Below are 22,845 nucleotides of genomic sequence, written 5' to 3'. Positions count from 1 at the left end.
CGAAGGATTCCTCAGCGCGACAGCGTGGTGGCCAGCGCGCCCTTGCCGAAGAGGGTGGTGAGGCCGAGGCAGACCGCGACCAGCAGGATCTGCGTGACGGAGACGGCCGCGATGGTCGGGTCGATCTCCATCAGGATGTTGTCGAACATCTTCTTCGGCAGCGTCTTCTCCGCGCCGGAGAGGAACATCGCCACCACCAGCTCGTCGAAGGACGAGATGAAGGCGAGGAAGCCGGCCGAGATCATGCTCGGCCGGAGCTGCGGCAGGGTGATCCGCAAGATCGCCGTCGCCCAGGAGGCGCCGAGGCCGATCGCCGCCTGCTCCTGCGATTCATCGAAGCCGCGCAGGCCGGCGCCGACCAGGATCATCACGAAGGGGAGGGCGAGCACGGTGTGCGCGACGGCGATGCCATACCATTCGCCGATGAGCTGGAGCCGGGCGAAGATGCTGTAGAGGCCGATGGAAAGGATGATGGTCGGCACGATGATGGGCGCGGCCGCCAGCCGGTCCAGCAGCCAGATCCCCCGCCGGCGCGAACGCACCAGCAGGAAGGAGAGCGGCACGCCGAGGAGCATGGAGAGCGCGGTGCAGAGCGCCGCGATCTGGAAGCTCCGGATGGTGCTGTCGATCCAGTCCGGATCGCCAAAGTAGCGCTGGTACCACTGCCAGGAGAAGCCGGGCGGCGGGAATTGCAGGTATGAGGCCGAGGAGAAGGAGATCGGGAAGACCACCAGCAGCGGCAGCATCAGGAAGATGAAGACCAGCGTCGCGAAAGCCGCGAGCAGCCAGTTGCCGATCCCTCCGCGACGGTCAGGAGGCAAGGCGAGCCCCCTTCGTCAGCCGGTTGATGGCGGCGTAGATGGCCAGGGTCACCGCCAGCAGCACGACGGAAAGCGCGGCGGCGAAGGGCCAGTCCAGCAGTTCGCGCACCTGCTGCTCGATGAGCATGGCGATCATGATGACGCGGCCGCCGCCCAGCAGCGCCGGCGTGATGAAGAAGCCGAGCGAGAGCACGAAGACCAGCGCGCAGCCCGCCGCCACCCCCGGCAGCGAGAGCGGCAGGATCACGCGCCGGAAGATGGCCGAGCGCGGCGCGCCCAGCCCCTCGGCCGCGCGCGGCAGGTCGGGATCGATGCGCAGCAGCGCCGCGTAGATCGGGAGGACCATATAGGGCAGCAGCACATGCACCATGCCGATCAGCACGCCGCCGAGATTGTGCAGCAACGGCAGCGGAGATTCGATCAGCCCCCAGTCGCGCAGCATCCGGTTGATCACCCCGCTGCGGCCGAGCAGCACCATCCAGGCATAGGTGCGCACCAGCACGCTGGTCCAGAAGGGCAGCAGCAGCGCGAACATGCCGAGTGCGAGGCCGATTTTGCTCGCGCGGCTCAGCCAGAACGCCAGCGGATAGGCGATGACCAGGCAGATGACGGTGACGAAGCCGGCGATCTTCAGGCTGTCGAACAGGACGGCGAGGTAGAGGTCGTCGAGCACCGCGCGCTGAAGATGTTCCAGCGAGCCGTCTTCCACCGACATGGAGAGCAGCCGCAGCACCGGCCAGGCGAAGAGCACGCCGAGCAGCAGAAGGGCCGGCAGGCCCATCAGCAGCAGGGCACGCTCCCGCCTAGCCGCGGGGGACGACATGCACGTCCTCCGGCCGGAAGCCGATGGTGATGGTGGAGCCCTCGGCGGCGGGCGGCGGGTCGGAGGGGCGGAGCGGCAGGCGGGCCAGCATCTCCGGCGCGCCTTCGGGCTGGAGGCGGAGCTTCACCGAGAGGCCGAGGAAGACGCTTTCCAGCACCGTTGCGGTGGCGTGGCAGGCGGCGGCCCCGGCCTCGGCGCCCAGGCGCAGCGCCTCCGGCCGCAGCAGCAGGGTCACCGGGCCGGGCGCGGGCGCCTCGGGCAGCGTCATCGTGCCGAAGCCGGGGACGCTCACCCGGCCGCCTTGCGCCGTTGCCTCGATGAGGTTCGACTCCCCGATGAAGTTCGCCACGAAGCGCGTCACCGGGAAATCGTAGATCTCGCCCGGCGTGCCGAGCTGCTGGATGCGCCCCTGGTCCATGACCGCGATGCGGTCGGACATCACCAGCGCCTCTTCCTGGTCGTGGGTGATGAAGAGCGTGGTGAGCTTCAGCCGGCGCTGCAGGCGCCGCACCTCCAGCTGCAGGGATTCCCGCAGCTTGCGGTCCAGCGCGCCGAAGGGCTCGTCCAGCAGCAGCAGCGAGGGGTCGAAGATGATGGCCCGCGCGAGCGCCACGCGCTGCTGCTGCCCGCCCGAGAGCTGCCGCGGCAGCCGTTCCGCGTAGCCGCCGAGCTCCACCAGCGCGAGCGCCTCGGCCACGCGCCGCGCGATCGCGGCCTTGCCGGTGCCGCGCATCTCCAGCGGGAAGGCCAGGTTCTCCGCCACGGTCATGTGCGGGAAGAGCGCGTAGTTCTGGAAGACCATGCCGACATTGCGGTGGCGCGCCGGCGCCGTCGTCACGTCGCGGTCGCCCAGGCGCACGGTCCCGGCATCAGGCACCTCGAAGCCCGCTACCGCCTTCAGCAGCGTCGTCTTGCCCGAGCCGGAGGGGCCGAGGATGGTCAGGAACTCCCCCTCCTCGACGGCGAGGTCCACCCCGTTGAGCGCCGTGACCGCGCCGAACCGCTTGACGATGCCCTGGACGTCCAGCCTCACCCGGTCAGCGCCGCAGCATCCAGCGGTTCCAGCGCTCCTGCGCCATGGCCGCATTGGCCGTCCACCAGTCGACGTTCAGCCAGAACTGCTTTTCGAGGTTCTCCGGGGCCGTGCACATCAGCGGGTGCAGCTCCGCCGGCACATGGTCCATGGTGCGGCGGTTGAGGCCGGGATAGCCCATCTCGGTCGTATAGATGGCCTGCAGCTCCGGCCGGGTCATGACCGAGAGGAAGCGCTGGCCCCAATAGGCCTGCCGCGTCCCGCGCGGGATGGCGAAGGCGCCGCTCTTCAGGCTGCCGCCGGTGAAGTCCGTCGCCACCGGGGCGCCCCGGCGCGTGAGCTCATAGAACCGCCCGTTCCAACCGGAAGCCAGCACAACCTCGCGATCGACCAAGAGCTGCGCCGGCTGTGCGCCGGTGCTCCACCAGACGGTGATGTGAGGGCGGATCCGGTCGAGGCTGCGGAAGGCTCGATCCAGGTCGATCGGATAGATCTGGTCCATCGGAACGCCATCCGCGAGCAGCGCGAATTCGAGGTTGTCGGCCGGGTGGTTGCGCAGCGAGCGCGGGCCGGGGAAGCGCCGCACGTCCCAGAACTCGGCCCAGCCCTTGGGCTGGCTGCCGTCGCGGAAGACATCGGTCCGGTAGCCGAGCGCCGTCGAGTAGGCGGAAGCGGTGAGGATGTGCGAATCCCGGGCGATATCCGGGTAGTCCGAGCGGTCCACCACCGAGGCGTCGATCGGCTCCAGCAGGTTCATCTCCTTGGCGCGCACGGCGTCCTGCCCGCCGATCTCGGTGCAGGTCCATTCCGGATTGCCGCTCTCGACCATGGCGCGCAGCTTGCCGAAATCCACTGGCGAGGTGTCCACCACGCGGATGCCGTGCTCGCGCTCGAAGGCGGCGAAGTAGCTGCGGCGGAAGATGGAGTTCATCGCCCCGCCCGAGGCGTTCACGACGATGCGGTCCGGCTTGGGCGGCGTGGTCTGCGCGCCGACGATCGCGGGATGCGCGAGGCCGGCCAGCCCGCCGCCCGCGAGCAGGAGAGGGCGTCGTCCGAGGATACGGCTCATCTGGAAGCTCCGTCGTTCGGCGCCGGCGGCGCTGCCGCGGCATTAAATCGGCTCGGCATCGGCGGCGCAATCAAACTCGTCATGCCGCGCGGGCTTCTTGCGGCGGCGGGCCGCGCTGCTAGTCTCGCGCGAGGCGCCTCCGGTCGAGAGAGCGTATAAGGAAGTCGGGGAACGAGACCATGGAAGCTTCGCGACGCCGTCTTCTCGGCGCAGGGATCGGAAGCGCGCTCGCGGCCCCGGGCCTCGCCCTGGCGCAACCCGCCTGGCCGGCCGACCGGCCCATCCAGATCATCGTGCCCTTTCCGCCGGGCGGCGGGACCGACATCAACATCCGCGCGATGGCGCCGCATTTCCAGCGCCATCTGCCGGGCTCGCGCTTCGTGATCGTGAACCGCCCCGGCGCCGGCGCCGAGATCGGCTACACCGCCATGGCCCAGGCCGCGCCCGACGGCACCACCCTGGGCACGGTGATCACGCCGAGCCTGCAGACCATCACCATCGAGCGCCAGCCGCAGTACAGGCTGGAGGACTTCGCCTTCATCGGCACGGTCGTCGAGGATCCCGGCGGCTTCTTCGTCGCGCCCGGAAGCCGCTGGCGGACGGTCGCCGACCTGGTGACCTTCGCGAAGGCCCATCCGGGCCGCGTTGCCGTGGCCACGGCCGGCATCGGCTCGGACGACCACCTGCTGATGATCGGGCTGGAGCGCGCGGCCGGCGTCCAGCTCAACCACATTCCCTTCGCTGGCCAGGCGCCGGGCGTGACCGCGCTCATCGCCGGCCAGGTCGAGATCGCCTCGATGAACATGGGCGAGAGCGTGTCCCTGATGCGCGAAGGCCGCGTCCGTGCTTTGGCCACCGCCGGGCGGGAGCGCTTCCACATGGCGCCGGACGTGCCGACCTTCCGGGAATCGGGCTATCCGCTCGACACCGGCGTGGTGCGCAGCTTCGTCGTGCCGGCGGCCACGCCGCGCGCCATCCAGGACCGGCTGGCGGAGATGTTCGCCAGCACCATGCGCGACCCGCTCTGGATCGCGGAGGCGGAGCGGCTGTTCATCCCGCTGCGATACCGCAATCCGGACGAGACGCGGGAGATCGTGTTCCGAGAGCAGGAGGCGCTCAGAAACCTCTGGCGGGAAAGACCTTGGAAGGACGGATGAGAGGGCTTCGCCCCCTCATACTCCCCCAGCAGGGCTTTTTGCCCTGCACCCCAACACCATCAGGTCATCATGAAGCTCATCGACCTCTCCACGCCGATCAGGACCAACCACTTTCGCTGGGAAGTGGATCGCCGCTTCGCCAAGACGCATGACACCGGGGGCGGCCAGGCCACCTGGGCCGGCTGGAACGTCCACGCCTTCACCCATATGGACAGCCCCCGCCACGTCGACCCGGAGGGCTTCACCACCGATGCCATCACCCTCGACATGACCACCGGCCCGGGCGCCGTCGTCGATATCTCCGACGTGCCGGCCAACACGCCGATCTCCGCCGAGGCCATCTCCAAGGCCGGCCCCCATCTTCAGCCCGGCGACTTCGCGCTCATCCGCGCCCGCTGGGACGAGCGCGCCAGCATCGACACGCCCGATTTTTGGCTCCGGGCCCCCTGGATGACCGCCGAGGCCTCCATCTGGCTGCGGGAGAAAGGCATCAAGGCCATCGGCTTCGACTTCCCGCAGGACCATTGCATCCGCTTCTTCCTGACCGGCGAGAAGCGCCCGCCGCTGCCCGAGCACGTCACCCACCACCACCTGCTCGCGCGTGGGATCATCATGTTCGAATACCTCTGCAACATGGGCGCGCTGACGCAGCCGCGGAACACGGTGGTCGGCCTTCCGCTCAAGCTCCCGGACAGCGACGGCGCGCCCGCCCGCGTCATCGTGATGGAGGAGGCCGCATGAGGTTTTCCGGGCAGGCCGCCCTCGTCACCGGGGGTGGCGCCGGCATTGGTGCGGGCATCGCGGCACGGCTCGCGGCGGAAGGCGCGGCTGTGCTGGTCGCCGACCTCAACCTCGACGCCGCCACCAAGGTCGCGGCCGAGATCACGCAATCTGGCGGCAAGGCGCTCGCCTTTCGCATGGACGTGGCCTCGCCCGAGGACGCAGCTGCCGCCGTCGCTGCCGCCGAGCGTGAATTCGGCCGCCTGCGCATCGCCGTCTGCAACGCCGGCATTACCGACCGCATCCCCGTGCTGGAGATGTCGCTGGCGGCCTTCGAGCGCATCATCCGCACGAACCTCACCGGCTGCTTCGTCTCGGCCCAGGCCGCCGGCCGCGCCATGTCGCGGGGCGGGGAGGGGGAGCGGGGCGGCCGCATCGTCACCATCTCCTCCGTCTCCGGCCAGTTCGGCGGCACCGGCCGCGCGGCCTATGGCGCCAGCAAGGGCGGCATCGAGACGCTGACCAAGGTGCTGGCCGTCGAGCTCGCGCCCTTCGGCATCCGCGTGAACGGCGTGGCGCCCGGGCCCACGCAGATCGCCCGCACCGCGCACGGCCCGCGCCAGCGCGCCGCCTTCCTCGACCGCATGGCCGTGAAGCGCTACGGCACGCCGGCCGATATCGCCGGCGCGGTCGCCTTCCTCTGCGGCGAGGAATGCGATTTCATCGCCGGCCAGATCCTCAATGTGGATGGCGGCTTCGCGGCCGCCGGCGTGATGTACGATCCCGCCGAGGGCGCGTGATCAGTCGCGCAGCGCCTGCGCCCGCCGCCGCACCCAGCGGAGCGACGAGCCCCACATCCGACGCAGGACCCCCCGCCCGTCGGAGGTGAGTCGGGCCCTCGCGCGATGCATCCATTCCCGTGCCGCGTTCCAGGCCGGGATGGCGGCCAGCCTGCGGTGGCCCACCTCCAGCAGCCAGGCGACGCCGCCATAGGCGCGGGCGAACCACCGGACCTGCATCATCTTCGGCCTGGCGATGGCGAAGACGCGGGTGGAGAAGGCCGCCCCCACCACCTTCGTCCCCAGGATGAGCACGGCCGCCGCGACGTAGTGCCTGTGGGCCAGCAGCCAGAGCTCCGTCACCTTCAGCAGCGGGACCAGCGGCACGAAGGGGAGGACGAAGACCGCGATCACCCAGCCCGGGCTCAGCCGTTCCACCAGCCGCTCCAGCCAGGCGAAGAGCGGCACCCGCGCCATCACCCGCCCGAGCGCCGAAAGCCAGCGCCAGAGGGTGATTTCGAGCAGCGCCCAGAGGACGGCGAGCGCGATCACCGGGGGCGCGGAGATCCGCCGGCCCAGCCGGCGCAGCGTCAGGAGCGGTCGGGGCGACATCCCGACAGCCTATCACAGGTCAGGCAGGGTCGGCCCAGGCCGCGTCCTGCGGGAGCTGGGCGATCTGGGCGCGCTGGCGCGGCAGGGCCCCCGGATGCTGGCCCTGGAGCCAGGCGATCATTTTCTCGCGGATCTCGCAGCGCAGGTCGAAGGTGCGGCCCGCGGTGCCGGCGGAGGCCAGCATGCGGACCTCCATCACCTCCGGCTTGAAGTCGGTGACCTGCATGTTCACCACCTGCCGGTCCCAAAGGCGCGAGGCGCGCACCACCTCCTCGAAATGCGCCCGCATCTCGGCCACCGGGGCGGAATAGTCCACGTAGAGCATGACGGTGCCGATCAGCGAGGCGCTCTCGCGGGTCCAGTTCTGGAAGGGCTTCTCGATGAAGTAGCTGAGCGGCAGCACCATGCGCCGCCAGTCCCAGAGCCGCACCACCACATAGGTGGAGGTGATCTCCTCCACATTGCCCCATTCGCCCTCGACGATGACCGCGTCCTCCAGCCGGATCGGCTGCGTCACCGCGAGCTGCACGCCGGAGATGAGGTTCTTCAGCACCGGCTGCAGCGCGAGGCCGAGCACGATGCCCGCGGCGCCCGCCGAGGCGAGGAGCGAGACGCCGTATTGCCGCACCCCCGGGAAGGTCATCAGCACGGCCGAGGCGGTGAGGATGATGATCATCGTCGCCGCCACGCGCTGCAGGATGCGCGACTGCGTGGTGTGCTTCCGGGCGAGCAGGTTGTCCTCCGAATCCAGCTTGAAGCGCCGCAGGTAGACGGTGGTCCAGATGTGCAGCGCCGTCAGCGCCACCCAGCCCATCAGGCAGATGAAGCAGATGGCCAGGACGTGCCGCATCAGCCCGGCCTGCTGCCGGGTGAGAGGGGCCAGGCTGGCGCCGATGCTGAGGGCCAGCATGACGAAGCCGAGCCTCGCCGGCCCCTCCGTCCGCTGCACCAGGGAGCGCCAGAAGAGATCCCGCTGCTCCACGAACCGGCTGATGAGGCGGAAGATGATCCGGTGCGCCACCAGCGCCGGCAGCAGCGAGGCCGCGAGGACGATGAGGCTGATGACCCAGGCGGGCGCCCAGGTCGCCTTGGCAATGAGGTCGCGCGCGGCGTCGTCGATGTCTTCGAGCAATTGCACTCTCCAGTTCCGGGCTTCCGGAGGAGGCCAAGGTTCCGGCCGCGGAAATGGTGCGCCGCAGCGAGGGTCGATGGGGTAAACAGGCTCGGAACGGGCCGGTTTCAGCGGGGCCCGGCATTGGAGGCCACGACATGAGCACGACGACGATCGCGGTGAGCGACATTCTCGCGGAGATCGGCAGGGCCTTCCGCGCCCATGACGCCGCCGGCATTGCCGCGCTCTTCGCGCCGGACGGGGTGTTCATCAACGCCGTGGGCGACCTGAAGGGCGACACCTATACCGGGCCGGAGGAGGTGCGCGGCTATTTCGAGAAGGTCTTCGCCGAGACGCCGGACGCGGCCTGGACGCCCCGCGCCGCGCCGCTGATCCTCGGCGACGACCAGGCGGTCACGCAGTGGCACCGCACCGCCACGGGGCCCGACGGCAAGCTGCGCGAATGGTACGGCGTGGACCTCTACGCCTTTCGCGACGGCAAGGTCACGAAGAAGGACACCTATATCAAGAACGTGACGGCCTGAGCCGCCGATGGGCCGCGACGCCTTCCTTGCCGCGCTCGCGGCCGATGCCGGCCTCTGGCCGGATTTCGACGCGATCTGCGGCTTCGGCGGGCGCCTCCAGGGCACGCCGGGCTGCGACGCGGCCTTCGATTTCGTGGCGGGGCGGATGGGCGCGCTCGGCCCCGTCGGCGAGGCGCCGACGCGCTACCACGGCTGGTCGCTGGACCGCATCCGCGTGACCACGCCGGACGGGGCGGAGATCCCCGCGCTGCCCCTGCTCGGCTCCGTCTCCACGCCGGAGGGGGGAATCGAGCTCGACGTGCTCGACCTCGGCCGCGGCACCCCGGACGACATCGCCGCCGCAGGCGAGGCGGTGCGCGGCAAGGCCGTGCTGCTCGCCCATGAATATGCCTTCGCGGCCGGGACCATCCATCGCCGCGTGAAGCTCGGCGCGGCCGCCGCCGCGGGGGCCGCGGCCGTGGTGATGGTGCATCCCGCGGGGCCGGTCTCGGGCGGGGCGAATCTCTGCCCGGTGCCCGGCTTCGGCCTGGGCGCCGACGGCGCCCGCCGCCTGCGCGCGGCCGGGCGCGCGCGCTTCCTCATCCAGGGCCGTGAGGCGGTGGCGACGGCGCGCAACCTGATCCTGGCCCTGCGCGGGCGCGGGCCGGGCCATGTCGTGCTCTCCGCGCATCTGGACGGCCATCCGCCGGGCGAGAGCGCCATCGACAACGGCTCCGGCGTGGCGGGGGTGCTGGCCCTGGCGCGGGCCGCGAAGCCGCTCCTGGAGAAGGCCGGGCGCGGCCTGATGGTCTGCGTCTTCGGCGCGGAGGAATGGTCGCTCTCCGGCTCCCGCGCCTGGCTCGCCGCGCTGCCGCCCGCGGAGATCGCGGCCATGGCGGCCAATGTGAACCTCGACAGCATCGTCGGCAGCCCGAACCTGACGGCGCTGACCTCGGGCTATCCTGGCCTGGCGGCGGAGGTCGCGCGCTCGGGCGCGGAGGTCGCCCTGCGCGATCTCCTGTCGGTCAGTTCCGACCACGCGAATTTCGCGGCGCGCGGCGTGCCGGCGATGCGTGCCATCGCCGGCTTCGAGGAGCCGGAGAGCCGGGTCTCGCAGATCCTCACCGGCGCCGACACGCGGGCGCTGACGAGCGAGGACGAGCTGCGCGCGGCCACGGTCAAGGTCGGCGCGATCCTCTGGCATCTGCTGGCGCTGGAGGAGAAGGCGGTCGCCCGGATGCGCGAAAATGCGGCAGATGCGCAGGCAGCGGTCGGCGCACTGTCGCCTTTACCGGCGTGAGGCGCGGCCTTCCCGCAAGCCGAAGCGCGCATGCGCCTCAGCCCAGCGTGAAGGCCTCGTGGATGGCCGATTGCACCATCCCGCCCAGCACCGCGCCGCCCCCCGCGACATAGATCCAGTCGCCGATCGCCGTCGCGGCCACCGCGTGGCGCGGCGTCAGCATCGGCGCGTGCTTCTGCCAGCTGTCGGTCGCCGGATCGTAGCTCTCCATCTGGCCAAAGACCTTCGCGTCGCGCGGCACGCGGTTCTGCAGGATGCCGCCCTCGCCGCCCATGCAGAACAGGCGATCGCGATAGACCACCATGCCATGGCCAGAGCGCGAGGTCGGCAAGGGCGCGCGCAGCTCCCAGGTGTCGTCCTGCGGCAGGTACACGTGGTGCAGGTCGGTGTTGTACTGGAAGGTGTTGAAGCGCCCGCCGATGACATGGATGACGCCATTATGCGCCACGCAGCCCACATGGTCGCGCGCGGCGGGCAGGGGGCGGCGGCGCTCCCACTTGTCGGCCGCGGGATCGTAGACCTCGTGCCAGCCGATGCTGGCGCGCTCGTCGGCGGGGTCGGTCGCGCCGCCGATCAGGTGCACCTTGCCGCCGAGGACCACGGCGGCGGCGGCGGCGCGGGCGCGCGGCAGGCGGGCGATCTCGCTCCATCGGTCGGTCGCGACGTCGTAGACATAGGCCAGGTCGTCGCTGAGACGGTTCTGCTGGATGAAGCCGCCCAGCGCATAGACCTTCCCCGCATCGGCGACGACGGCGACATGGTTCGCCCCGCGCGGCAGCGGCGCCGCGTCATACCAGCGGTCCGGGCCCGGATCGTAGACGGTGTGGTAGGCTTGGTTGAACCGGCCCTCGCCATATCCGCCGACCACATGCATGCGGCCGGCCCAGGCGGTCGCCCAGGCCATCTCGCTGCGCGGGATGGGCATGTCGGCCCGCGCCACCCAGCGACCGGCCGGGCCGGCCGGGGCGGCGCTGTCGGTGACGCGCTGCGCCTCCTGCTGCGGCGTCAGGTGATGCGGCGCGCCGCCCTCGAAGACATTGGCATAGGGCTGCGGCGAGGGCGCCAGCGGCCGCAGCGCGGGCCCGTGGTGCGGGTGATGCGCGGCGCCCTGGCTCCGCGCGAGCGCCGGCGCGGCGAGCATGGCGGCGCTGGCGCCGAGGATGTGGCGTCTGTTCATTGGCGGACTCCCTGGAACGGTGCAGCAGCCTAGCGCCAAGACGGCCATCCCTCCATGGCCCTCGCGGCCACCGCCGCGGGTGACGAATTTGAGACTGGCGCCGACCTGCTCCTCGCATAGACTGCGCGTCAAAAGACGTACAGGGAGAAGAAGCGGGTGCAATTATCCGACCGGGTCACGGGCGGCGCGCTGGTGCTGCTCGGGGCCGCCGCCGCATGGGGCGGATCCAGGCTGCCGGCCGTGCCGGGGCAGGACGTGGGCCCCGCGGCCTTTCCGATGCTCATCGGCTTCGGCCTCATCGCCTGCGGCGTGCTGATCGTGCTCCGCGTCGGCCGCAGCTTCGAGGTCGAGGAGGCGCCCGAGGAGAACTCGGGTAGCATCATGGCGCGCCTCGGCCTGCGCGTGCTGACGCCGCCGGCGCTGCTGCTCTTCTACATGCTGGCGGTCGAGCGGCTGGGCTTCCTGCTCACCGCCGCGACCATGGTCTTCCTGGGCGCGCTGGCGCTGCGGGCGAGCCTCCGGCTGGCGGTCCCGCTGGCCGTCGTCGCGCCGCTTCTCGTGCACCTGGCCTTCTACAAGCTGCTGCGCGTCCCCCTGCCGGACGGGCTGCTGGGAGCGCCCTGGTAGATGGAGGCCGTCTTCGAAGGTTTCCGGCTCGTCGCCGCGCCCGACGTCCTGATCGCGATCGTCCTCTCGGCGATCTACGGCCTCGTCGTGGGCTCGCTGCCCGGGCTGTCCGCCACCATGGCGACGGCGCTGCTGGTGCCCGTCACCTTCTGGCTTTCGCCCATCGCGGCGATCGCCACGATCATCACCGCCTCGGCCATGGCGATCTTCTCCGGCGACATCCCGGGCGCGCTGCTGCGCATTCCGGGGACGCCGGCCAGCGCCGCCTATACGGACGAGGCCTATGCCTGCACCCGCAAGGGCCAGCCCGAGCTGGCGCTGGGCGCGGGGCTCTGGTTCAGCGCCATCGGCGGCATCGTGGGCACGCTCTCGCTCATGCTGCTGGCGCCGGCCCTGGCCGAGGTCGCGCTCTCCTTCTCGACCTACGAGTATTTCTGGCTCGCCCTGCTGGGGCTGATGTGCGCGACGCTTGTCGCGCGGTCCTCGCCGATCAAGGCCATCGCCTCGATGCTGCTCGGCCTGCTCATCTCCTGCATCGGGATGGAGAATCCGGCCGGCACGCCGCGCTTCACCTTCGGCGTGGCAAACCTGCTGGGCGGCATCGAGCCCATCCCCGCGCTGGTCGGCGTCTTCGCCGTCAGCGAGGTGATGCGCGCCATGGCCTCGGCCGAGCCACCCAGGCTGCCCTACCGGAAGTTCGGCTCCATCCTGGCGAACCAGTGGCAGCTCACGAAGAAGTACCAGTGGCCGATGTGGCGCGGGAACTTCGTCGGCATCGTCATCGGCGTGCTGCCGGGCGCCGGCGCCGACATGGCCGCCTGGGTCAGCTACGCCATGTCGAAGAAGTTCTCCAAGACGCCGGAGAAGTTCGGCACCGGCCATCCCGAGGGGCTGGTGGAGGCCGGCGCCTCGAACAACGCCTCGCTCGCCTCGGGCTGGGTGCCGAGCCTGCTCTTCGGCATTCCCGGCGACACCATCACCGCCATCGCCATCGGCGTGCTCTACATGAAGGGGCTGAATCCGGGCCCAACGCTCTTCACCGAGCGCGCGGGCAGCATGTACGCGCTCTACATCATCTTCATCCTGGCCAATCTCATCATGATCCCGCTGGGCATCGTGATGATCCGCCTCGCCTCGCGCGTGCTGCGGGCGCCCCGATCCGCCGTGATGCCGGTGATCCTGCTGCTCTGCGCGGTGGGCTCCTTCGCGACGGGGAACAACCTCTTCGCCGTGCTGCTCGTCGGCGCCTTCGGCTGCCTGGGCTACGTGATGGAGAAGAACGGCTATCCGGTGGCGGCGCTCGTGCTCGGCATCGTGATGGGCAGCATGGTGGAGCAGAGCTTCATCACGAGCCTCATCAAGTCGGACGGCGACGTGCTGCCCTTCTTCGAGCGGCCGGTGTCCTCGATCCTGGCCGCCCTCACGCTGGGGGCGCTGCTCTGGCCCGTGGCGGCCTGGCTCTGGACGCGGGCCTCGCCGCGGCGGGCTCGGGCGGCGGGTTGAGGGGGCCAGGGCATGAAGCCCCCGCATCCACAAAAGCCTGGACTGCGATCCGCGAAAACGGATCACATCTCACCACCATAAGAATCACAGGGAGAAAATCCATGAACGACACGTCCCGCCGCACGCTGCTCGGCGCCTCCACGGCACTGCTGGCCGCGCCCGCCTTCGGGCAGGCCCGCTGGCCCGTCCGCCCGGTGCAGCTGCTCTGTCCCTGGGCCGCCGGCGGCGGCACCGACGCGGTGGTGCGCATCATCGCCACCCTGCTCGAGAAAGAGCTCGGCCAGCCCTTCAACGTGGTGAACCGCACCGGCGGCTCGGGCGTGGTGGGCCATGCGGCGATCGCGAGCGCCCCGGCCGACGGCTACACGCTCGGCATCATCACCTCCGAGATCTGCATGCTGCACTGGCAAGGGCTGACCGAGGTCACCTACCGCAACTACACGCCGCTCGGCCTCATGAACAACGATCCGCCGGGCATCCAGGTCGCGAGCAACTCCCGCTACCAGGACGTGCGCGCGCTGGCCGACGCGGTAAAGGCGTCGCGGCCGGGCCAGATGAAGGCGAGCGGCACGGGGCAGGGCGGCATCTGGCACCTGGCCCTGGCCGGCTGGCTAATGGCGATCGGCCTGCCGGCGGCGCATGTGCGCTGGGTGCCCTCCAACGGCGCCGCGCCGGCCATGCAGGACCTGGTGGCGGGCGGGCTCGACTTCACGACCAACTCCGTGGTCGAGGCGCGCGCCATGCTCGACGCCAACCGCGCGCGCAGCCTGGCCGTGATGTCCAGCGAGCGGCTCGGCGCCTTCCCGAACATCCCCACGCTGAAGGAGGCCATGGGGATCGAATACGCCACGGGCGCCTGGCGCGGCATCGCGGGCCCGGCGAATCTGCCCGCCGAGGTCCGGACGGCGATGAATGCGGCACTCGACCGCGTGTTCAAGTCGCCGGAATATGTCGGCTTCATGAACAACCGCGGCTTCGGCCTGACCTATGCCGATGCGGAAGGCTTCGGCCGGCATCTGGCGGCGGCCGACGCGTCGCTCGGCGACGCGATGAAGGCGGCGGGCCTGGCCCGGACCTGACCCGGGGTCGCAGGCGACAGGGCAGGGGCGGCGCTTACCGTCCCTGCCCGATGGCGCTAAGAGGCCGGCCATGCCGGTCGAGATCGAACGCAAGTTCCTGGTGGTGGGCGAGGGCTGGCGCCAGGCCGCCCTCGGCCCGCCCATGCCGATCCGCCAGGGCTATGTGGTCGACGGCGCCGGGGCCGGGATGACGGTGCGGGTGCGCCGGTCCGGCGAGCGGGCCTGGCTCACCCTGAAGTCGCCGGGGCTGCTCTCCCGCGCCGAGTTCGAGTACCCCATCCCCGCCGCGGATGCCGAGGCGCTGCTCGCAGGGCATTGCGTCTCGCCGCCGCTGGCCAAGCACCGGACGCGCGTGCGTCATGGGGGGCTGGTCTGGGAGGTGGACGAGTTCGAGGGGCGCCTGGCCGGACTGGTCCTCGCCGAGGTGGAGCTGTCCGAGGCGGGGCAGGAGGTCGCGTTGCCGGAATGGGTGGGCGCCGAGGTCACGCAGGATGCGCGCTTTCAGAACGCGGCGCTGGCCCGGGCGGATTCGGTGCCGGTGCCGCAGGCGCGCTGACCGCCCGCGCACGCCGCTTCACCCGCCGCCTCGGCACGCGTAGCCTCGGTCCATGAGCAAAGCCTGGGACGTCATCGTGATCGGCCTGGGCGGCATGGGCAGCGCCGCGGCCTGGCAGCTGGCCCGCCGCGGCCAGCGCGTGCTCGGCCTCGAGCGCTTCGACATCCCGCACAACATGGGATCGTCGCATGGCGTCACGCGCATCATCCGGCTGCCCTATTACGAGGATCCCGCCTATGTGCCCCTGCTGCGCCGCGCCTATGAGCTCTGGCGCGAGGCGGAGCGGGCCACGGGCGAGCGCCTGCTGGTCCTGACGGGCTCCATCGATGCGGGCCCGGAGGATGGCGAGCTCTTCCAGGGCGCGCTGACCTCGGCGCGGATGCACGGCCTGCCGCACGAGGTGCTGACCGGTGAGGAGGTGAATGCGCGCTTCCCCGGCTACCGGCTGCCGCCGGCCACGCGCGCGGTCTTCCAACCCGAGGGCGGCTTCATCGCGAGCGAGCGCGCCATCGTCGCGCATTGCCGCGCGGCCCAGGAGGCGGGGGCCGATCTGCGCGCGCGGGAGCGGGTGCTGGGCTGGGAGGCCCGGCCGGGCGGCGAGGGCGTCACCGTCACCACGGACAAGGGGCGCTATCAGGCCGCGCGGCTGGTGCTGGCGGCCGGCGCCTGGATGGCCGACCTGGCGCCGGTGCTGGCCGGGCGCGCGGTGCCCGAGCGTCAGGTGCTCGCCTGGCTCCAGCCGACGCGGCCGGAGCTCTTCGCGCCGGGGCGCTTCCCCGTCTTCAACCTCGCGGTGGAGGAGGGGCGCTACTACGGCCTGCCGGTCTATGAGGTGCCCGGCTTCAAGTTCGGCCGCTACCACCACCGCGAGGAGACCGGCGCCGCCGAGACCATGCGCCGCGAGGTGGATGAGGAGGACGAGCGCCTCCTGCGCGCCTTCAGCGCACGCTACTTCCCGGAGGGCAACGGCGCGACCATGGCGCTGCGGTCCTGCATCTTCACCAATACGCCGGACGAGCACTTCATCCTGGACCGCCATCCCGGCCACCCGCAGGTGGTGCTGGCCTCGCCCTGCTCGGGGCACGGCTACAAGTTCTGCTCCGTGGTGGGCGAGATCCTGGCCGAGCTCGCGACGGGCGAGGGCAGCACGCGGCACGACATCGGCTTCCTGCGGCTGGACCGTCCCGGCGCGGCCCTTCGGTAGCGTGGCGCGCGGCGGCCCGGACCGCGGGCGCGGGTGCCTGCCATCGCGTTATGTATACACGTGAGCGCAAGATAGTGCTTGGAGATACCCTCTCAAATGCGGTAGGCCTTCGGAAAATCAGCCGCGGGGAGACATGTCATGGTCAACGAAGTCACCAAGCGGGGCCTGCTCGCCTCCGGCCTGGCGCTGGGTGCCGCCGGCGCCAGGGCCCAGGCCAGGCCCACCATCCGGATCGGCATCCTCAACGACCAGTCCAGCACCTATCGGGACAATGGCGGCCTCGGCTCGGTCGCCTGCGCCAGGCTGGCCGTCCAGGAGCTGGCCGGGCCGCTCGGCCTGAACGTGGACATCGTCTCCGCCGACCACCAGAACAAGCCGGATGTCGCGATGAGCATCGCCCGGCAGTGGCTGGACCAGGGGGTGGACGCGATCTGCGACCTGCAGAACTCCGCCGTCGCGCTCGCCATCAACAACCTGATGCGCGAGCGCGACAAGGTGATCCTCGCCTTCCACGTCGGCACCGCCGAGCTCACGGGCGGCGCCTGCACGCCCAATATCGTGCACTGGGCCTATGACTCGAACATGCTGGCCCGCGTCTGCACCACGGCCCTGGTGCGCGAGGGCGGCGACACCTGGTTCTTCATCCGCGCCGACTACAGCTTCGGCCGCGCATTGCAGGACGACGCGACCGCCTTCATCAACCATGCCGGCGGCCGGGTCCTGGGCAGCGTCGCCATGCCCTTCCCGAGCACGGATTTCGCCTCCGCGCTGCTCCAGGCGCAGTCCTCGCGGGCCAAGGTGATCGGCCTCGCCAATGGCGGCGACGACCTGGTGAACTCCGTGAAGCAGGCCGGCGAGTTCGGCATCACCCGGCGCGGCCAGCGCCTCGCGGCGATGCTGATCTTCATCAACAACGTGGCCGCGATGGGGGTGAACTCGGCCCAGGGGCTCGTCCTCACCGAGACCTTCTACTGGGATCTCAACGACCGCACGCGCGCCTTCACCCGGCGCGCCTTCGCCGCCGGCTTCGACCGGAGCAAGCGGCCCAACATGGGCCAGGCGGCGGCCTATGCGGGCACCCAGCACTATCTCAAGGCGGTGGCCTCGGTCGGCGCGGCGGAGGCCAAACGGAGCGGCTCGGCCGTGGTGGCCCGCATGAAGCAGATGCCGGTGGAGAGCGACGTCTACGACGGCGCGGCCTCGGTCCGCGCGGATGGCCGCGCCGTCACTCCCGCCTATCTCTTCGAGGTGAAGCGGCCGGAGGAAAGCCGCGGCGACTGGGACTTCTACAAGCTGCTCGCGACCGTGCCGGCCGAGCAGGCCTGGCGCTCCCTCGCGGAGAGCGGGTGCAGCCTGGTCCGCTAGCCGCGGATCAGCCTTTCGGGTCGATCGCCTCGGCGACCGCCTCCTTCTTCTCCCGCGGCAGCAGCTTCATCATCAGGATGAAGGCCGAGAGGAGGCAGCAGGTCGCGTTGGTCGCGATCAGCGGCCATTGCCCGAGCAGAACGCCATAGGCGAGCCAGAGCGCGAAGCCCGTCACGGTCAGCACATAGGTGCCGGCGGAGATGCTCGTGGTGTCGCGCGTGCGGATGATCTTCCAGGCCTGGGGCGTGAAGCTCGCGATCGAGGCCGTGGTGGCGGCGGCGCCGATCAGCGTGGCGGCATCGAACGTCATGCGCGCAAGCCGGAGAGCGCATCGCGATCCGGCGGCGGGAGATGTGCCGGCCGGGGCCGGACCTCCGTCCAGACCGGCGCGCCGGTGCGGAGGTCGCGCTTGGGGATGGGTCGTGCCATGCGTCCCAGCAACGTCCCTCGCGGCGACAAGTTACGAAACCGCGCCGATCGCCGCCGCGTTCTGCGCTCCAGATGACAGCACGCCCCGCCCTGCCGTGACCGACGCCGAGATCGCCGGGCTGCGCTATGTCTCGGACCAGGATCCCGGCATCCGCCGACTGGGGACGGCGCCGGATTTCCGTTATGTCGGGCCTGACGGGAAGCCCGTCCGCGACGAGGCCACCCTCGAGCGTATCCGCAAGCTGGCCGTTCCCCCCGCCTATGCCGAGGTCTGGATCTGCGCCGACCCGCGCGGCCATATCCAGGCCGTGGGGCGCGACCTGCGCGGGCGGAAGCAGTACCGATACCACCCCCGCTGGCGCGAGGTCCGCGACGGCAACAAGTTCCAGCATCTGGTCAGCTTCGCCCGGGGCCTGCCGAAGCTGCGCGCGCGCGTGGAGGCCGATATCTCCCGGCCCGGCCTGCCGCGCGAGAAGGTGCTGGCCACGGTGGTCTGGCTGCTGGAGGCCACGCTGGCCCGCGTCGGCAACGAGGAATATGCCCGCATCAACAAGAGCTTCGGCCTGACCACGCTCCGCAATCGCCATGTGAGCGTGAAGGGCGCCGAGATGCGCTTCCAGTTTCGCGGCAAGGCGGGCAAGGACTGGCGCCTGCGCATCCAGGATCGCCGCATCGCCCGCATCCTGCGGACCTGCCAGGATCTTCCGGGCCAGGCCCTCTTCCAATACCGCGACGAGGAGGGCGAGCTGCAATCCATCGGCTCGGCCGATGTGAACGCCTATCTGCGCGAGATCACCGGCGAGGAGATCACCGCCAAGGACTTCCGGACCTGGGCCGGCACCGTGCTCTGCGCGCTGGAGCTGGCGGGCATGCCGCCCGCGACCGGGGCCGGCATGGTCAAGGCGCAGCTCCGCGAAGCGATCCAGCGCACCGCCGCGCGGCTCGGCAACACGCCCACGATCTGCCGGAAATGCTACGTCCACCCGGCGGTCTTCGACCGCCATGCGGCGGGCGCGCTGGAGCTTCGCCTGCGCAAGCCCAGCGGCAAGGGCCCGGCGCTGCGCCTCGAGGAGGCGGCCGTGCTGTCCTTCCTGCGGAAGCAGGCCGCGGCGGCGGCGGCCGTCGCGGTCGCCTGATCAGGGGACCGGATCGGGAGAAGCGGGCGAAGGCGGACGCATCGGGATCTAGGCGGTGGTCGGTGTCCCCGGCGTCGCGATCAGCACGAAGAGCCGGTGCGTCGCGATGTCCACCTTGCGGCGGGTCTCGTCGCGCCAGACGCGTAGCGCCGTCGCCTCGTCGTGATAGGGGCCATGGAGCTCTTCCGTGCCGGCCTCCAGCACCTCGAAGGTGAAGTCCGTGAAGATACCGCCCCAGACGACCCAGATCTTGCGTTCCGACATCCATCACCTCTTCGCTGCGCTCCTATCTCACGGGAGGCGGCCGCAATCTAGGGCATGGGCTTTCAATCGGGGTGCCCTGAATCGGGGTGTCCTGAATCGGTCGCGGGCGCTTCGCGCGAGCTGGCTCTGTCTGCCGGTCCGGCCGCGGAACGGCTATAGAAGAACACGGCCGACCGCCGCGCCCGGTCGGCCCGGCCAAAGGGAGTTCCTGGAGCATGACCGAGACACTCAGCTATCCGGCTGAACTCACCGTCCGCGCCGAGGGCGTCACCATCGCCTTCCCCGATTTCCCCGAGGTGACCGCCTGGGGCGTGGACGAGGGGGAGGCGCTGTCGAAGGGCGCCGAGGTGCTGCGGTCCGCGCTCTGGGACGCGCTGAACGACGGCATGATCCTGCCGGTCCCGAGCGAGCCCGGCGAACGCCCGGTGGTTTCCGTGGTGATCTGAACGGGCGGAGAGCCCGGCGAGGGGATGACCGCGGGGCCGTCCCGCGTCTAGGCTCGCGATCATCCGGAAGGCCGTCCATGATGCGCATTCTCCCCGCCGCCCTGCTGGCCCTGGGCCTGCTCGCCCTTCCGGCCGCGGCCCAGACGATCCGGATCGGCATCGCCTCCGATCCCGACGTGCTGGACCCGACCCTCTCGCGCTCGGTCGCCGCGCGGCAGGTCTTCATGGCCCTCTGCGACAAGCTCATCGAGGTGGACGAGCGGGGCGGCCTCGTGCCGCAGCTCGCGACGGCCTGGGAATGGCAGGAGGACGGCCGCGCGCTGCTGCTGACCCTGCGCGAGGGCGTGCGCTTCCATGACGGCGCGGCGCTCGACGCCGAGGCGGCCGTCGCCGGGCTCAACCGCCACATGACCGCCCAGGGCTCGACCCGGCGCGGCGAGCTCGGGCCGGTGACCGCCGTCGAGGCGGCAGGGCCGATGCAGGTCCGCATCCGGCTCTCGGAACCCTTCGCGCCGCTGCTCGCCGCCCTGTCCGACCGCGCGGGCATGCTGGTCTCGCCGCGGCAGGCCCATGTGCTTGGTGCCGACTTCCAGGCCGCGCCCGCCTGCGCGGGGCCATTCCGGCTGACCCGCCGCGTGGCGCTGGACCGCATCGAGCTGGAGCGCTTCGACGGGTACTGGAACCGTTCCGCGATCCATGCCGAGCGGGTGATCTACCGGCCGGTCCCCGACACCACCGTCCGCTCCGCCAATCTGCGCGCCGGCTCGCTGGACGTGATCGAGCGCGTGAACCCCTCGGATGTCGGCACCTTGCGCGGTGATCGCCGCGTGCGGCTGCTGGAAGGGCCTTCGCTCGCCTCGGTCTATATCGCGGTCAACGTGGCGAACGGCCCGAAAGCCGACACGCCCCTCGGCCGCGATCCGCGCGTGCGCGAGGCGCTGGAGGCCTCGATCGACCGCGAGATCCTGAACCGCGTGGCCTTCGAGGGCCTGTTCCGCCCCGGCAACCAGTCCACGCCGCCGGGCCATCCGCAGCACGTCGCCGGCCTGCCCGTCCCGGGGCGGGATGTGGCCCGTGCCCGCGCCCTGCTGCGCGAGGCCGGGCAGGAGCGGGTGCGCGTGAAGCTCTCCGTGCCCAACACCACGGAATACGTGCAGGCCTCCGAGGTGCTGCAATCCATGGCGGCCGAGGCCGGCATCACGCTCGAGCTCCAGGTGACGGAGACGGCGACCTTGCTGCGGCAATGGACGGCCGGCGATTTCGAGGCGCTGATCATCGCCTGGTCCGGCCGCACGGACATCGACGGCAACCTCTGGGGCTTCAACGCCTGCCGGGAATCCCTGAACGGCGGCCGCTATTGCAGCGAGGCGGCGGATGCGGCGATGCGCGAGGGCCGCACCAGCGTGGACCCCGCGGCGCGGCGCGCGGCCTATGGGCGGGCGATGGAGATCCTGCTGCGCGACCGGCCCTACATCTACCTCTGGCACCCGACCTGGTTCTTCGGGACCGGCGCGGCGGTGCAGGGGCTGCGGATGGTGCCGGACGGGCTGATCCGGCTGCAGGGGCTGCGGCTCAGGTAGCGAGGGTCATCCGCACGGAGAGATCCGCCGGCGCCGCCGCATAGGGCGCCGAGGTCACCAGCAGGTCCGCGCCCGCCTCGGCATAGGCGCGCGCGTTGCTCTCGTTCACGCCGCCTGTCGCCGCGATCGCCGGCCGCTTCGCCATGCCCGACATGGCACGGACGGCTTCGGCGATCTGCTCGGGCGAGAGCTTGTCCACCTGCACGCAGTCCACGCCGGCCGAGGCGAACCAGGTCACCTCGTCCACGCTCTCGGCCTCGACCGAAATCTTCCGCTCCGGCTGGGAGGCGCGCAGCTCGGCGACCCAGAGATAGGGCGGCTTGCGGCCGAGGAAGGCGCGATGCTGCGGGAAGACCAGCACGCTGTCCGACAGGCCCAGCCGGTGCGGCGCGCAGCCGCCGGCCATGACCGCCTTCAGCATCACGTCCTTCGTGCCGGGCAGATGCTTGCGGGTGCAGGCGACGGAGACGTTGGGCCTGCCCTCGCGCGCGGCCAGCAGGATGCGGCGCGCCCGGGTGGCCACGCCGGAGGCGATTTCCATCAGCGTCTGCGCGACCTTCATGCCGCGATGCAGGGCGGCGGCGCTGCCCTCGGCGAGCAGCAGCTCCGAACCTGCCTCGACCTGGGCACCGGAGGAGTGGAAGCGCTGCGCGACCCGGCAGCCGGCCAGGAGCATGATCCGCTCGGCCTCCTCGACGCAGCAGGCCACGATCGTGTCCCGGGTCACGAAGACCGCCCGGCCCGGCTGCTCGCCGATGCTGAGGCCCTGGGTGGTCGCGTCGCCATAGGGCACGTCCTCGCGCAGCATGGCGAGCAGGCGTTCGTCGAGCAGGGGGAAGGGCATGCCGTGAATCCTTCATCGGCGCGGCGGCCCGACGGGCCCCACGCTTCAACGGATGCAGATCAGCAGGAACCGCGCCGGACGGCCAGTGCGCCGGCCCGTGGACAGGGCCGCAACCCCGGCATGGCGGGCCGGAGTCCATCTTCCGAGGCCGTGGAAGGCCAGGGCGGGCGCCTATTCCGGCGCGAAGTCCAGCGCGACGCCGTTGATGCAGTAGCGCAGATGGCTCGGCGGCGGCCCGTCCGGGAAGACATGGCCGAGATGGCTGCCGCAATTCGCGCAATGCACCTCGGTGCGGACCATGCCGTAGCTGCGGTCCACCGTGGTCTCGACCGAGCCGGGCAGCGGGTCGTCGAAGCTCGGCCAGCCGGTGCCGCTCTCGAACTTGCGGCCGGACCGGAAGAGCTTCTGGCCGCAGCCCGCGCAGGAGAAGGCGCCGTGCCGCTTCTCGTGGAGCAGGGCGCAGCTGCCCGGCGCCTCGGTGCCGTGGCGGCGCATGACCTGGTACTGCTCGGGGGTGAGCAGGGACCGCCATTCGGCGTCGCTGCGGGTGACGGGATAGGTCTTTTCCATCGGCCTGGATCTCTCGAAGGGCCCGGATTGCCGGGGCGCATCCGCGACATGGGCCCGGGCCCGCCGATCCGGAAGGGGCTTCCCCAGGCGGAATGACCTTTGCGGGGCGGCGTCGC

General features: G+C 71.0%; 25 protein-coding genes. 14 read left to right on the top strand and 11 right to left on the bottom strand.

Annotation, left to right across the window (positions count from 1 at the left end; genetic code table 11):
* Nucleotides 1-11 precede the first annotated feature (11 nt).
* The 4 genes from EJV46_RS05660 to EJV46_RS05645 are packed head-to-tail and all read right to left on the bottom strand — an operon-like array spanning nucleotide 12 to nucleotide 3,746.
* A complete protein-coding gene (locus EJV46_RS05660) occupies nucleotides 12-821 on the bottom strand; it encodes an ABC transporter permease (protein WP_240782414.1) in 810 nt (269 codons plus the stop codon).
* Nucleotides 811-1,644 carry an ABC transporter permease gene (locus tag EJV46_RS05655; RefSeq protein ID WP_131547595.1) on the bottom strand — a complete coding sequence of 278 codons (834 nt, stop codon included), beginning with the start codon at nucleotides 1,642-1,644 and terminating at the stop codon, nucleotides 811-813. Before EJV46_RS05655 ends, EJV46_RS05660 begins: the two co-directional genes overlap by 11 nt.
* Nucleotides 1,625-2,677, bottom strand: a complete 1,053-nt coding sequence (locus EJV46_RS05650) for an ABC transporter ATP-binding protein (RefSeq protein ID WP_131547594.1) — start codon at nucleotides 2,675-2,677, stop codon at nucleotides 1,625-1,627. Before EJV46_RS05650 ends, EJV46_RS05655 begins: the two co-directional genes overlap by 20 nt.
* A 4-nt stretch (nucleotides 2,678-2,681) precedes the next feature.
* Nucleotides 2,682-3,746, bottom strand: coding sequence for an ABC transporter substrate-binding protein (locus tag EJV46_RS05645; RefSeq protein ID WP_131547593.1), 1,065 nt, complete (start codon nucleotides 3,744-3,746; stop codon nucleotides 2,682-2,684).
* Nucleotides 3,747-3,925: 179 nt separating this feature from the next.
* Here EJV46_RS05645 and EJV46_RS05640 point away from each other — a divergent pair, with 179 nt between their 5' ends.
* The 3 genes from EJV46_RS05640 to EJV46_RS05630 all read left to right on the top strand — a co-directional run bounded on the left by EJV46_RS05640 (nucleotide 3,926) and on the right by EJV46_RS05630 (nucleotide 6,423).
* The gene (locus EJV46_RS05640; protein ID WP_131547592.1) at nucleotides 3,926-4,903 is read left to right on the top strand and encodes a tripartite tricarboxylate transporter substrate binding protein; all 978 of its coding nucleotides are present in this window, start codon (nucleotides 3,926-3,928) and stop codon (nucleotides 4,901-4,903) included.
* 69 nt (nucleotides 4,904-4,972) lie between these two features.
* Nucleotides 4,973-5,644, top strand: a complete 672-nt coding sequence (locus tag EJV46_RS05635) for a cyclase family protein (RefSeq protein WP_131547591.1) — start codon at nucleotides 4,973-4,975, stop codon at nucleotides 5,642-5,644.
* Nucleotides 5,641-6,423: an SDR family NAD(P)-dependent oxidoreductase gene (locus tag EJV46_RS05630; RefSeq protein WP_131547590.1), complete on the top strand. Its 783-nt coding sequence runs from the start codon at nucleotides 5,641-5,643 to the stop codon at nucleotides 6,421-6,423. The genes EJV46_RS05635 and EJV46_RS05630 overlap by 4 nt, the downstream gene beginning before the upstream one ends.
* On the opposite strand, the gene EJV46_RS05625 is transcribed toward EJV46_RS05630, so the two are convergent.
* Together EJV46_RS05625 and EJV46_RS05620 are read right to left on the bottom strand one after the other, a co-directional pair.
* The gene (locus EJV46_RS05625) at nucleotides 6,424-7,014 is read right to left on the bottom strand and encodes a hypothetical protein (RefSeq protein WP_131547589.1); all 591 of its coding nucleotides are present in this window, start codon (nucleotides 7,012-7,014) and stop codon (nucleotides 6,424-6,426) included. It lies immediately after the preceding gene.
* A 19-nt stretch (nucleotides 7,015-7,033) separates the two neighbouring features.
* Nucleotides 7,034-8,152, bottom strand: a complete 1,119-nt coding sequence (locus tag EJV46_RS05620) for a mechanosensitive ion channel family protein (RefSeq protein WP_240782413.1) — start codon at nucleotides 8,150-8,152, stop codon at nucleotides 7,034-7,036.
* 131 nt (nucleotides 8,153-8,283) lie between these two features.
* Between EJV46_RS05620 and EJV46_RS05615 the strand changes: the two genes are divergently transcribed.
* Nucleotides 8,284-8,670: a nuclear transport factor 2 family protein gene (locus EJV46_RS05615; RefSeq protein ID WP_165585352.1), complete on the top strand. Its 387-nt coding sequence runs from the start codon at nucleotides 8,284-8,286 to the stop codon at nucleotides 8,668-8,670.
* 7 nt (nucleotides 8,671-8,677) lie between these two features.
* Nucleotides 8,678-9,949: a M28 family metallopeptidase gene (locus tag EJV46_RS05610; RefSeq protein WP_131547587.1), complete on the top strand. Its 1,272-nt coding sequence runs from the start codon at nucleotides 8,678-8,680 to the stop codon at nucleotides 9,947-9,949.
* Between the two features lie 37 nt (nucleotides 9,950-9,986).
* Here EJV46_RS05610 and EJV46_RS05605 read toward each other — a convergent pair whose 3' ends face one another.
* The gene (locus tag EJV46_RS05605; protein ID WP_131547586.1) at nucleotides 9,987-11,126 is read right to left on the bottom strand and encodes a kelch repeat-containing protein; all 1,140 of its coding nucleotides are present in this window, start codon (nucleotides 11,124-11,126) and stop codon (nucleotides 9,987-9,989) included.
* Nucleotides 11,127-11,282: 156 nt separating this feature from the next.
* Between EJV46_RS05605 and EJV46_RS05600 the strand changes: the two genes are divergently transcribed.
* The 6 genes from EJV46_RS05600 to EJV46_RS05575 all read left to right on the top strand — a co-directional run bounded on the left by EJV46_RS05600 (nucleotide 11,283) and on the right by EJV46_RS05575 (nucleotide 17,460).
* A complete protein-coding gene (locus EJV46_RS05600) occupies nucleotides 11,283-11,753 on the top strand; it encodes a tripartite tricarboxylate transporter TctB family protein (protein ID WP_131547585.1) in 471 nt (156 codons plus the stop codon).
* Nucleotides 11,754-13,256, top strand: a complete 1,503-nt coding sequence (locus EJV46_RS05595; protein ID WP_131547584.1) for a tripartite tricarboxylate transporter permease — start codon at nucleotides 11,754-11,756, stop codon at nucleotides 13,254-13,256.
* Between the two features lie 101 nt (nucleotides 13,257-13,357).
* On the top strand, nucleotides 13,358-14,335 hold the full coding sequence (locus tag EJV46_RS05590) for a tripartite tricarboxylate transporter substrate binding protein (RefSeq protein ID WP_131547583.1): 978 nt from the start codon (nucleotides 13,358-13,360) through the stop codon (nucleotides 14,333-14,335).
* 70 nt (nucleotides 14,336-14,405) lie between these two features.
* Nucleotides 14,406-14,891, top strand: coding sequence for a CYTH domain-containing protein (locus tag EJV46_RS05585; protein ID WP_131547582.1), 486 nt, complete (start codon nucleotides 14,406-14,408; stop codon nucleotides 14,889-14,891).
* 52 nt (nucleotides 14,892-14,943) lie between these two features.
* Nucleotides 14,944-16,095: an N-methyl-L-tryptophan oxidase gene (gene solA, locus EJV46_RS05580; protein WP_131547581.1), complete on the top strand. Its 1,152-nt coding sequence runs from the start codon at nucleotides 14,944-14,946 to the stop codon at nucleotides 16,093-16,095.
* 138 nt (nucleotides 16,096-16,233) lie between these two features.
* Nucleotides 16,234-17,460 carry an ABC transporter substrate-binding protein gene (locus EJV46_RS05575; protein WP_131547580.1) on the top strand — a complete coding sequence of 409 codons (1,227 nt, stop codon included), beginning with the start codon at nucleotides 16,234-16,236 and terminating at the stop codon, nucleotides 17,458-17,460.
* Between the two features lie 7 nt (nucleotides 17,461-17,467).
* Here the strand turns inward: EJV46_RS05575 and EJV46_RS05570 are convergent, their stop codons facing one another.
* On the bottom strand, nucleotides 17,468-17,770 hold the full coding sequence (locus tag EJV46_RS05570; RefSeq protein ID WP_131547579.1) for a SemiSWEET family sugar transporter: 303 nt from the start codon (nucleotides 17,768-17,770) through the stop codon (nucleotides 17,468-17,470).
* A gap of 214 nt (nucleotides 17,771-17,984) precedes the next feature.
* Between EJV46_RS05570 and EJV46_RS05565 the strand changes: the two genes are divergently transcribed.
* Nucleotides 17,985-19,025 carry a DNA topoisomerase IB gene (locus tag EJV46_RS05565; RefSeq protein ID WP_240782412.1) on the top strand — a complete coding sequence of 347 codons (1,041 nt, stop codon included), beginning with the start codon at nucleotides 17,985-17,987 and terminating at the stop codon, nucleotides 19,023-19,025.
* Between the two features lie 48 nt (nucleotides 19,026-19,073).
* Here EJV46_RS05565 and EJV46_RS05560 read toward each other — a convergent pair whose 3' ends face one another.
* Entirely contained in the window at nucleotides 19,074-19,289 is a 216-nt protein-coding gene (locus EJV46_RS05560; RefSeq protein WP_131547577.1) for a hypothetical protein, read from the bottom strand.
* Between the two features lie 215 nt (nucleotides 19,290-19,504).
* On the opposite strand from EJV46_RS05560, the gene EJV46_RS05555 reads away from it, so the two are divergent.
* Nucleotides 19,505-19,735, top strand: a complete 231-nt coding sequence (locus tag EJV46_RS05555; protein ID WP_131547576.1) for a type II toxin-antitoxin system HicB family antitoxin — start codon at nucleotides 19,505-19,507, stop codon at nucleotides 19,733-19,735.
* Nucleotides 19,736-19,812: 77 nt separating this feature from the next.
* Complete coding sequence (locus EJV46_RS05550; RefSeq protein WP_240782411.1) at nucleotides 19,813-21,315, top strand: ABC transporter substrate-binding protein; 1,503 nt, start codon at nucleotides 19,813-19,815, stop codon at nucleotides 21,313-21,315.
* On the opposite strand, the gene modD is transcribed toward EJV46_RS05550, so the two are convergent.
* Together modD and msrB are read right to left on the bottom strand one after the other, a co-directional pair.
* The gene (modD, locus tag EJV46_RS05545; RefSeq protein ID WP_131547575.1) at nucleotides 21,308-22,159 is read right to left on the bottom strand and encodes a ModD protein; all 852 of its coding nucleotides are present in this window, start codon (nucleotides 22,157-22,159) and stop codon (nucleotides 21,308-21,310) included. The genes EJV46_RS05550 and modD overlap by 8 nt on opposite strands.
* Nucleotides 22,160-22,330: 171 nt before the next feature.
* Complete coding sequence (msrB, locus tag EJV46_RS05540; RefSeq protein ID WP_131547574.1) at nucleotides 22,331-22,729, bottom strand: peptide-methionine (R)-S-oxide reductase MsrB; 399 nt, start codon at nucleotides 22,727-22,729, stop codon at nucleotides 22,331-22,333.
* Nucleotides 22,730-22,845 lie beyond the last annotated feature (116 nt).

It is taken from the genome of Roseococcus sp. SYP-B2431, assembly GCF_004336745.1.
In the GTDB taxonomy this organism is placed as follows: Bacteria; Pseudomonadota; Alphaproteobacteria; order Acetobacterales; family Acetobacteraceae; genus Roseococcus.
This window is presented reverse-complemented; position numbering and strand designations above follow the sequence as displayed.

Coding starts and splice junctions, on each gene's coding strand:
- EJV46_RS05655 (WP_131547595.1), bottom strand. CDS start 1,644: ATGTCGTCCCCCGCGGCTAGGCGGGAGCGTGCCCTGCTGCTGATGGGC.
- EJV46_RS05645 (WP_131547593.1), bottom strand. CDS start 3,746: ATGAGCCGTATCCTCGGACGACGCCCTCTCCTGCTCGCGGGCGGCGGG.
- EJV46_RS05640 (WP_131547592.1), top strand. CDS start 3,926: ATGGAAGCTTCGCGACGCCGTCTTCTCGGCGCAGGGATCGGAAGCGCG.
- EJV46_RS05635 (WP_131547591.1), top strand. CDS start 4,973: ATGAAGCTCATCGACCTCTCCACGCCGATCAGGACCAACCACTTTCGC.
- EJV46_RS05630 (WP_131547590.1), top strand. CDS start 5,641: ATGAGGTTTTCCGGGCAGGCCGCCCTCGTCACCGGGGGTGGCGCCGGC.
- EJV46_RS05625 (WP_131547589.1), bottom strand. CDS start 7,014: ATGTCGCCCCGACCGCTCCTGACGCTGCGCCGGCTGGGCCGGCGGATC.
- EJV46_RS05615 (WP_165585352.1), top strand. CDS start 8,284: ATGAGCACGACGACGATCGCGGTGAGCGACATTCTCGCGGAGATCGGC.
- EJV46_RS05610 (WP_131547587.1), top strand. CDS start 8,678: ATGGGCCGCGACGCCTTCCTTGCCGCGCTCGCGGCCGATGCCGGCCTC.
- EJV46_RS05605 (WP_131547586.1), bottom strand. CDS start 11,126: ATGAACAGACGCCACATCCTCGGCGCCAGCGCCGCCATGCTCGCCGCG.
- EJV46_RS05595 (WP_131547584.1), top strand. CDS start 11,754: ATGGAGGCCGTCTTCGAAGGTTTCCGGCTCGTCGCCGCGCCCGACGTC.
- EJV46_RS05590 (WP_131547583.1), top strand. CDS start 13,358: ATGAACGACACGTCCCGCCGCACGCTGCTCGGCGCCTCCACGGCACTG.
- EJV46_RS05585 (WP_131547582.1), top strand. CDS start 14,406: ATGCCGGTCGAGATCGAACGCAAGTTCCTGGTGGTGGGCGAGGGCTGG.
- solA (WP_131547581.1), top strand. CDS start 14,944: ATGAGCAAAGCCTGGGACGTCATCGTGATCGGCCTGGGCGGCATGGGC.
- EJV46_RS05575 (WP_131547580.1), top strand. CDS start 16,234: ATGGTCAACGAAGTCACCAAGCGGGGCCTGCTCGCCTCCGGCCTGGCG.
- EJV46_RS05570 (WP_131547579.1), bottom strand. CDS start 17,770: ATGACGTTCGATGCCGCCACGCTGATCGGCGCCGCCGCCACCACGGCC.
- EJV46_RS05560 (WP_131547577.1), bottom strand. CDS start 19,289: ATGTCGGAACGCAAGATCTGGGTCGTCTGGGGCGGTATCTTCACGGAC.
- EJV46_RS05555 (WP_131547576.1), top strand. CDS start 19,505: ATGACCGAGACACTCAGCTATCCGGCTGAACTCACCGTCCGCGCCGAG.
- EJV46_RS05550 (WP_240782411.1), top strand. CDS start 19,813: ATGATGCGCATTCTCCCCGCCGCCCTGCTGGCCCTGGGCCTGCTCGCC.
- modD (WP_131547575.1), bottom strand. CDS start 22,159: ATGCCCTTCCCCCTGCTCGACGAACGCCTGCTCGCCATGCTGCGCGAG.
- msrB (WP_131547574.1), bottom strand. CDS start 22,729: ATGGAAAAGACCTATCCCGTCACCCGCAGCGACGCCGAATGGCGGTCC.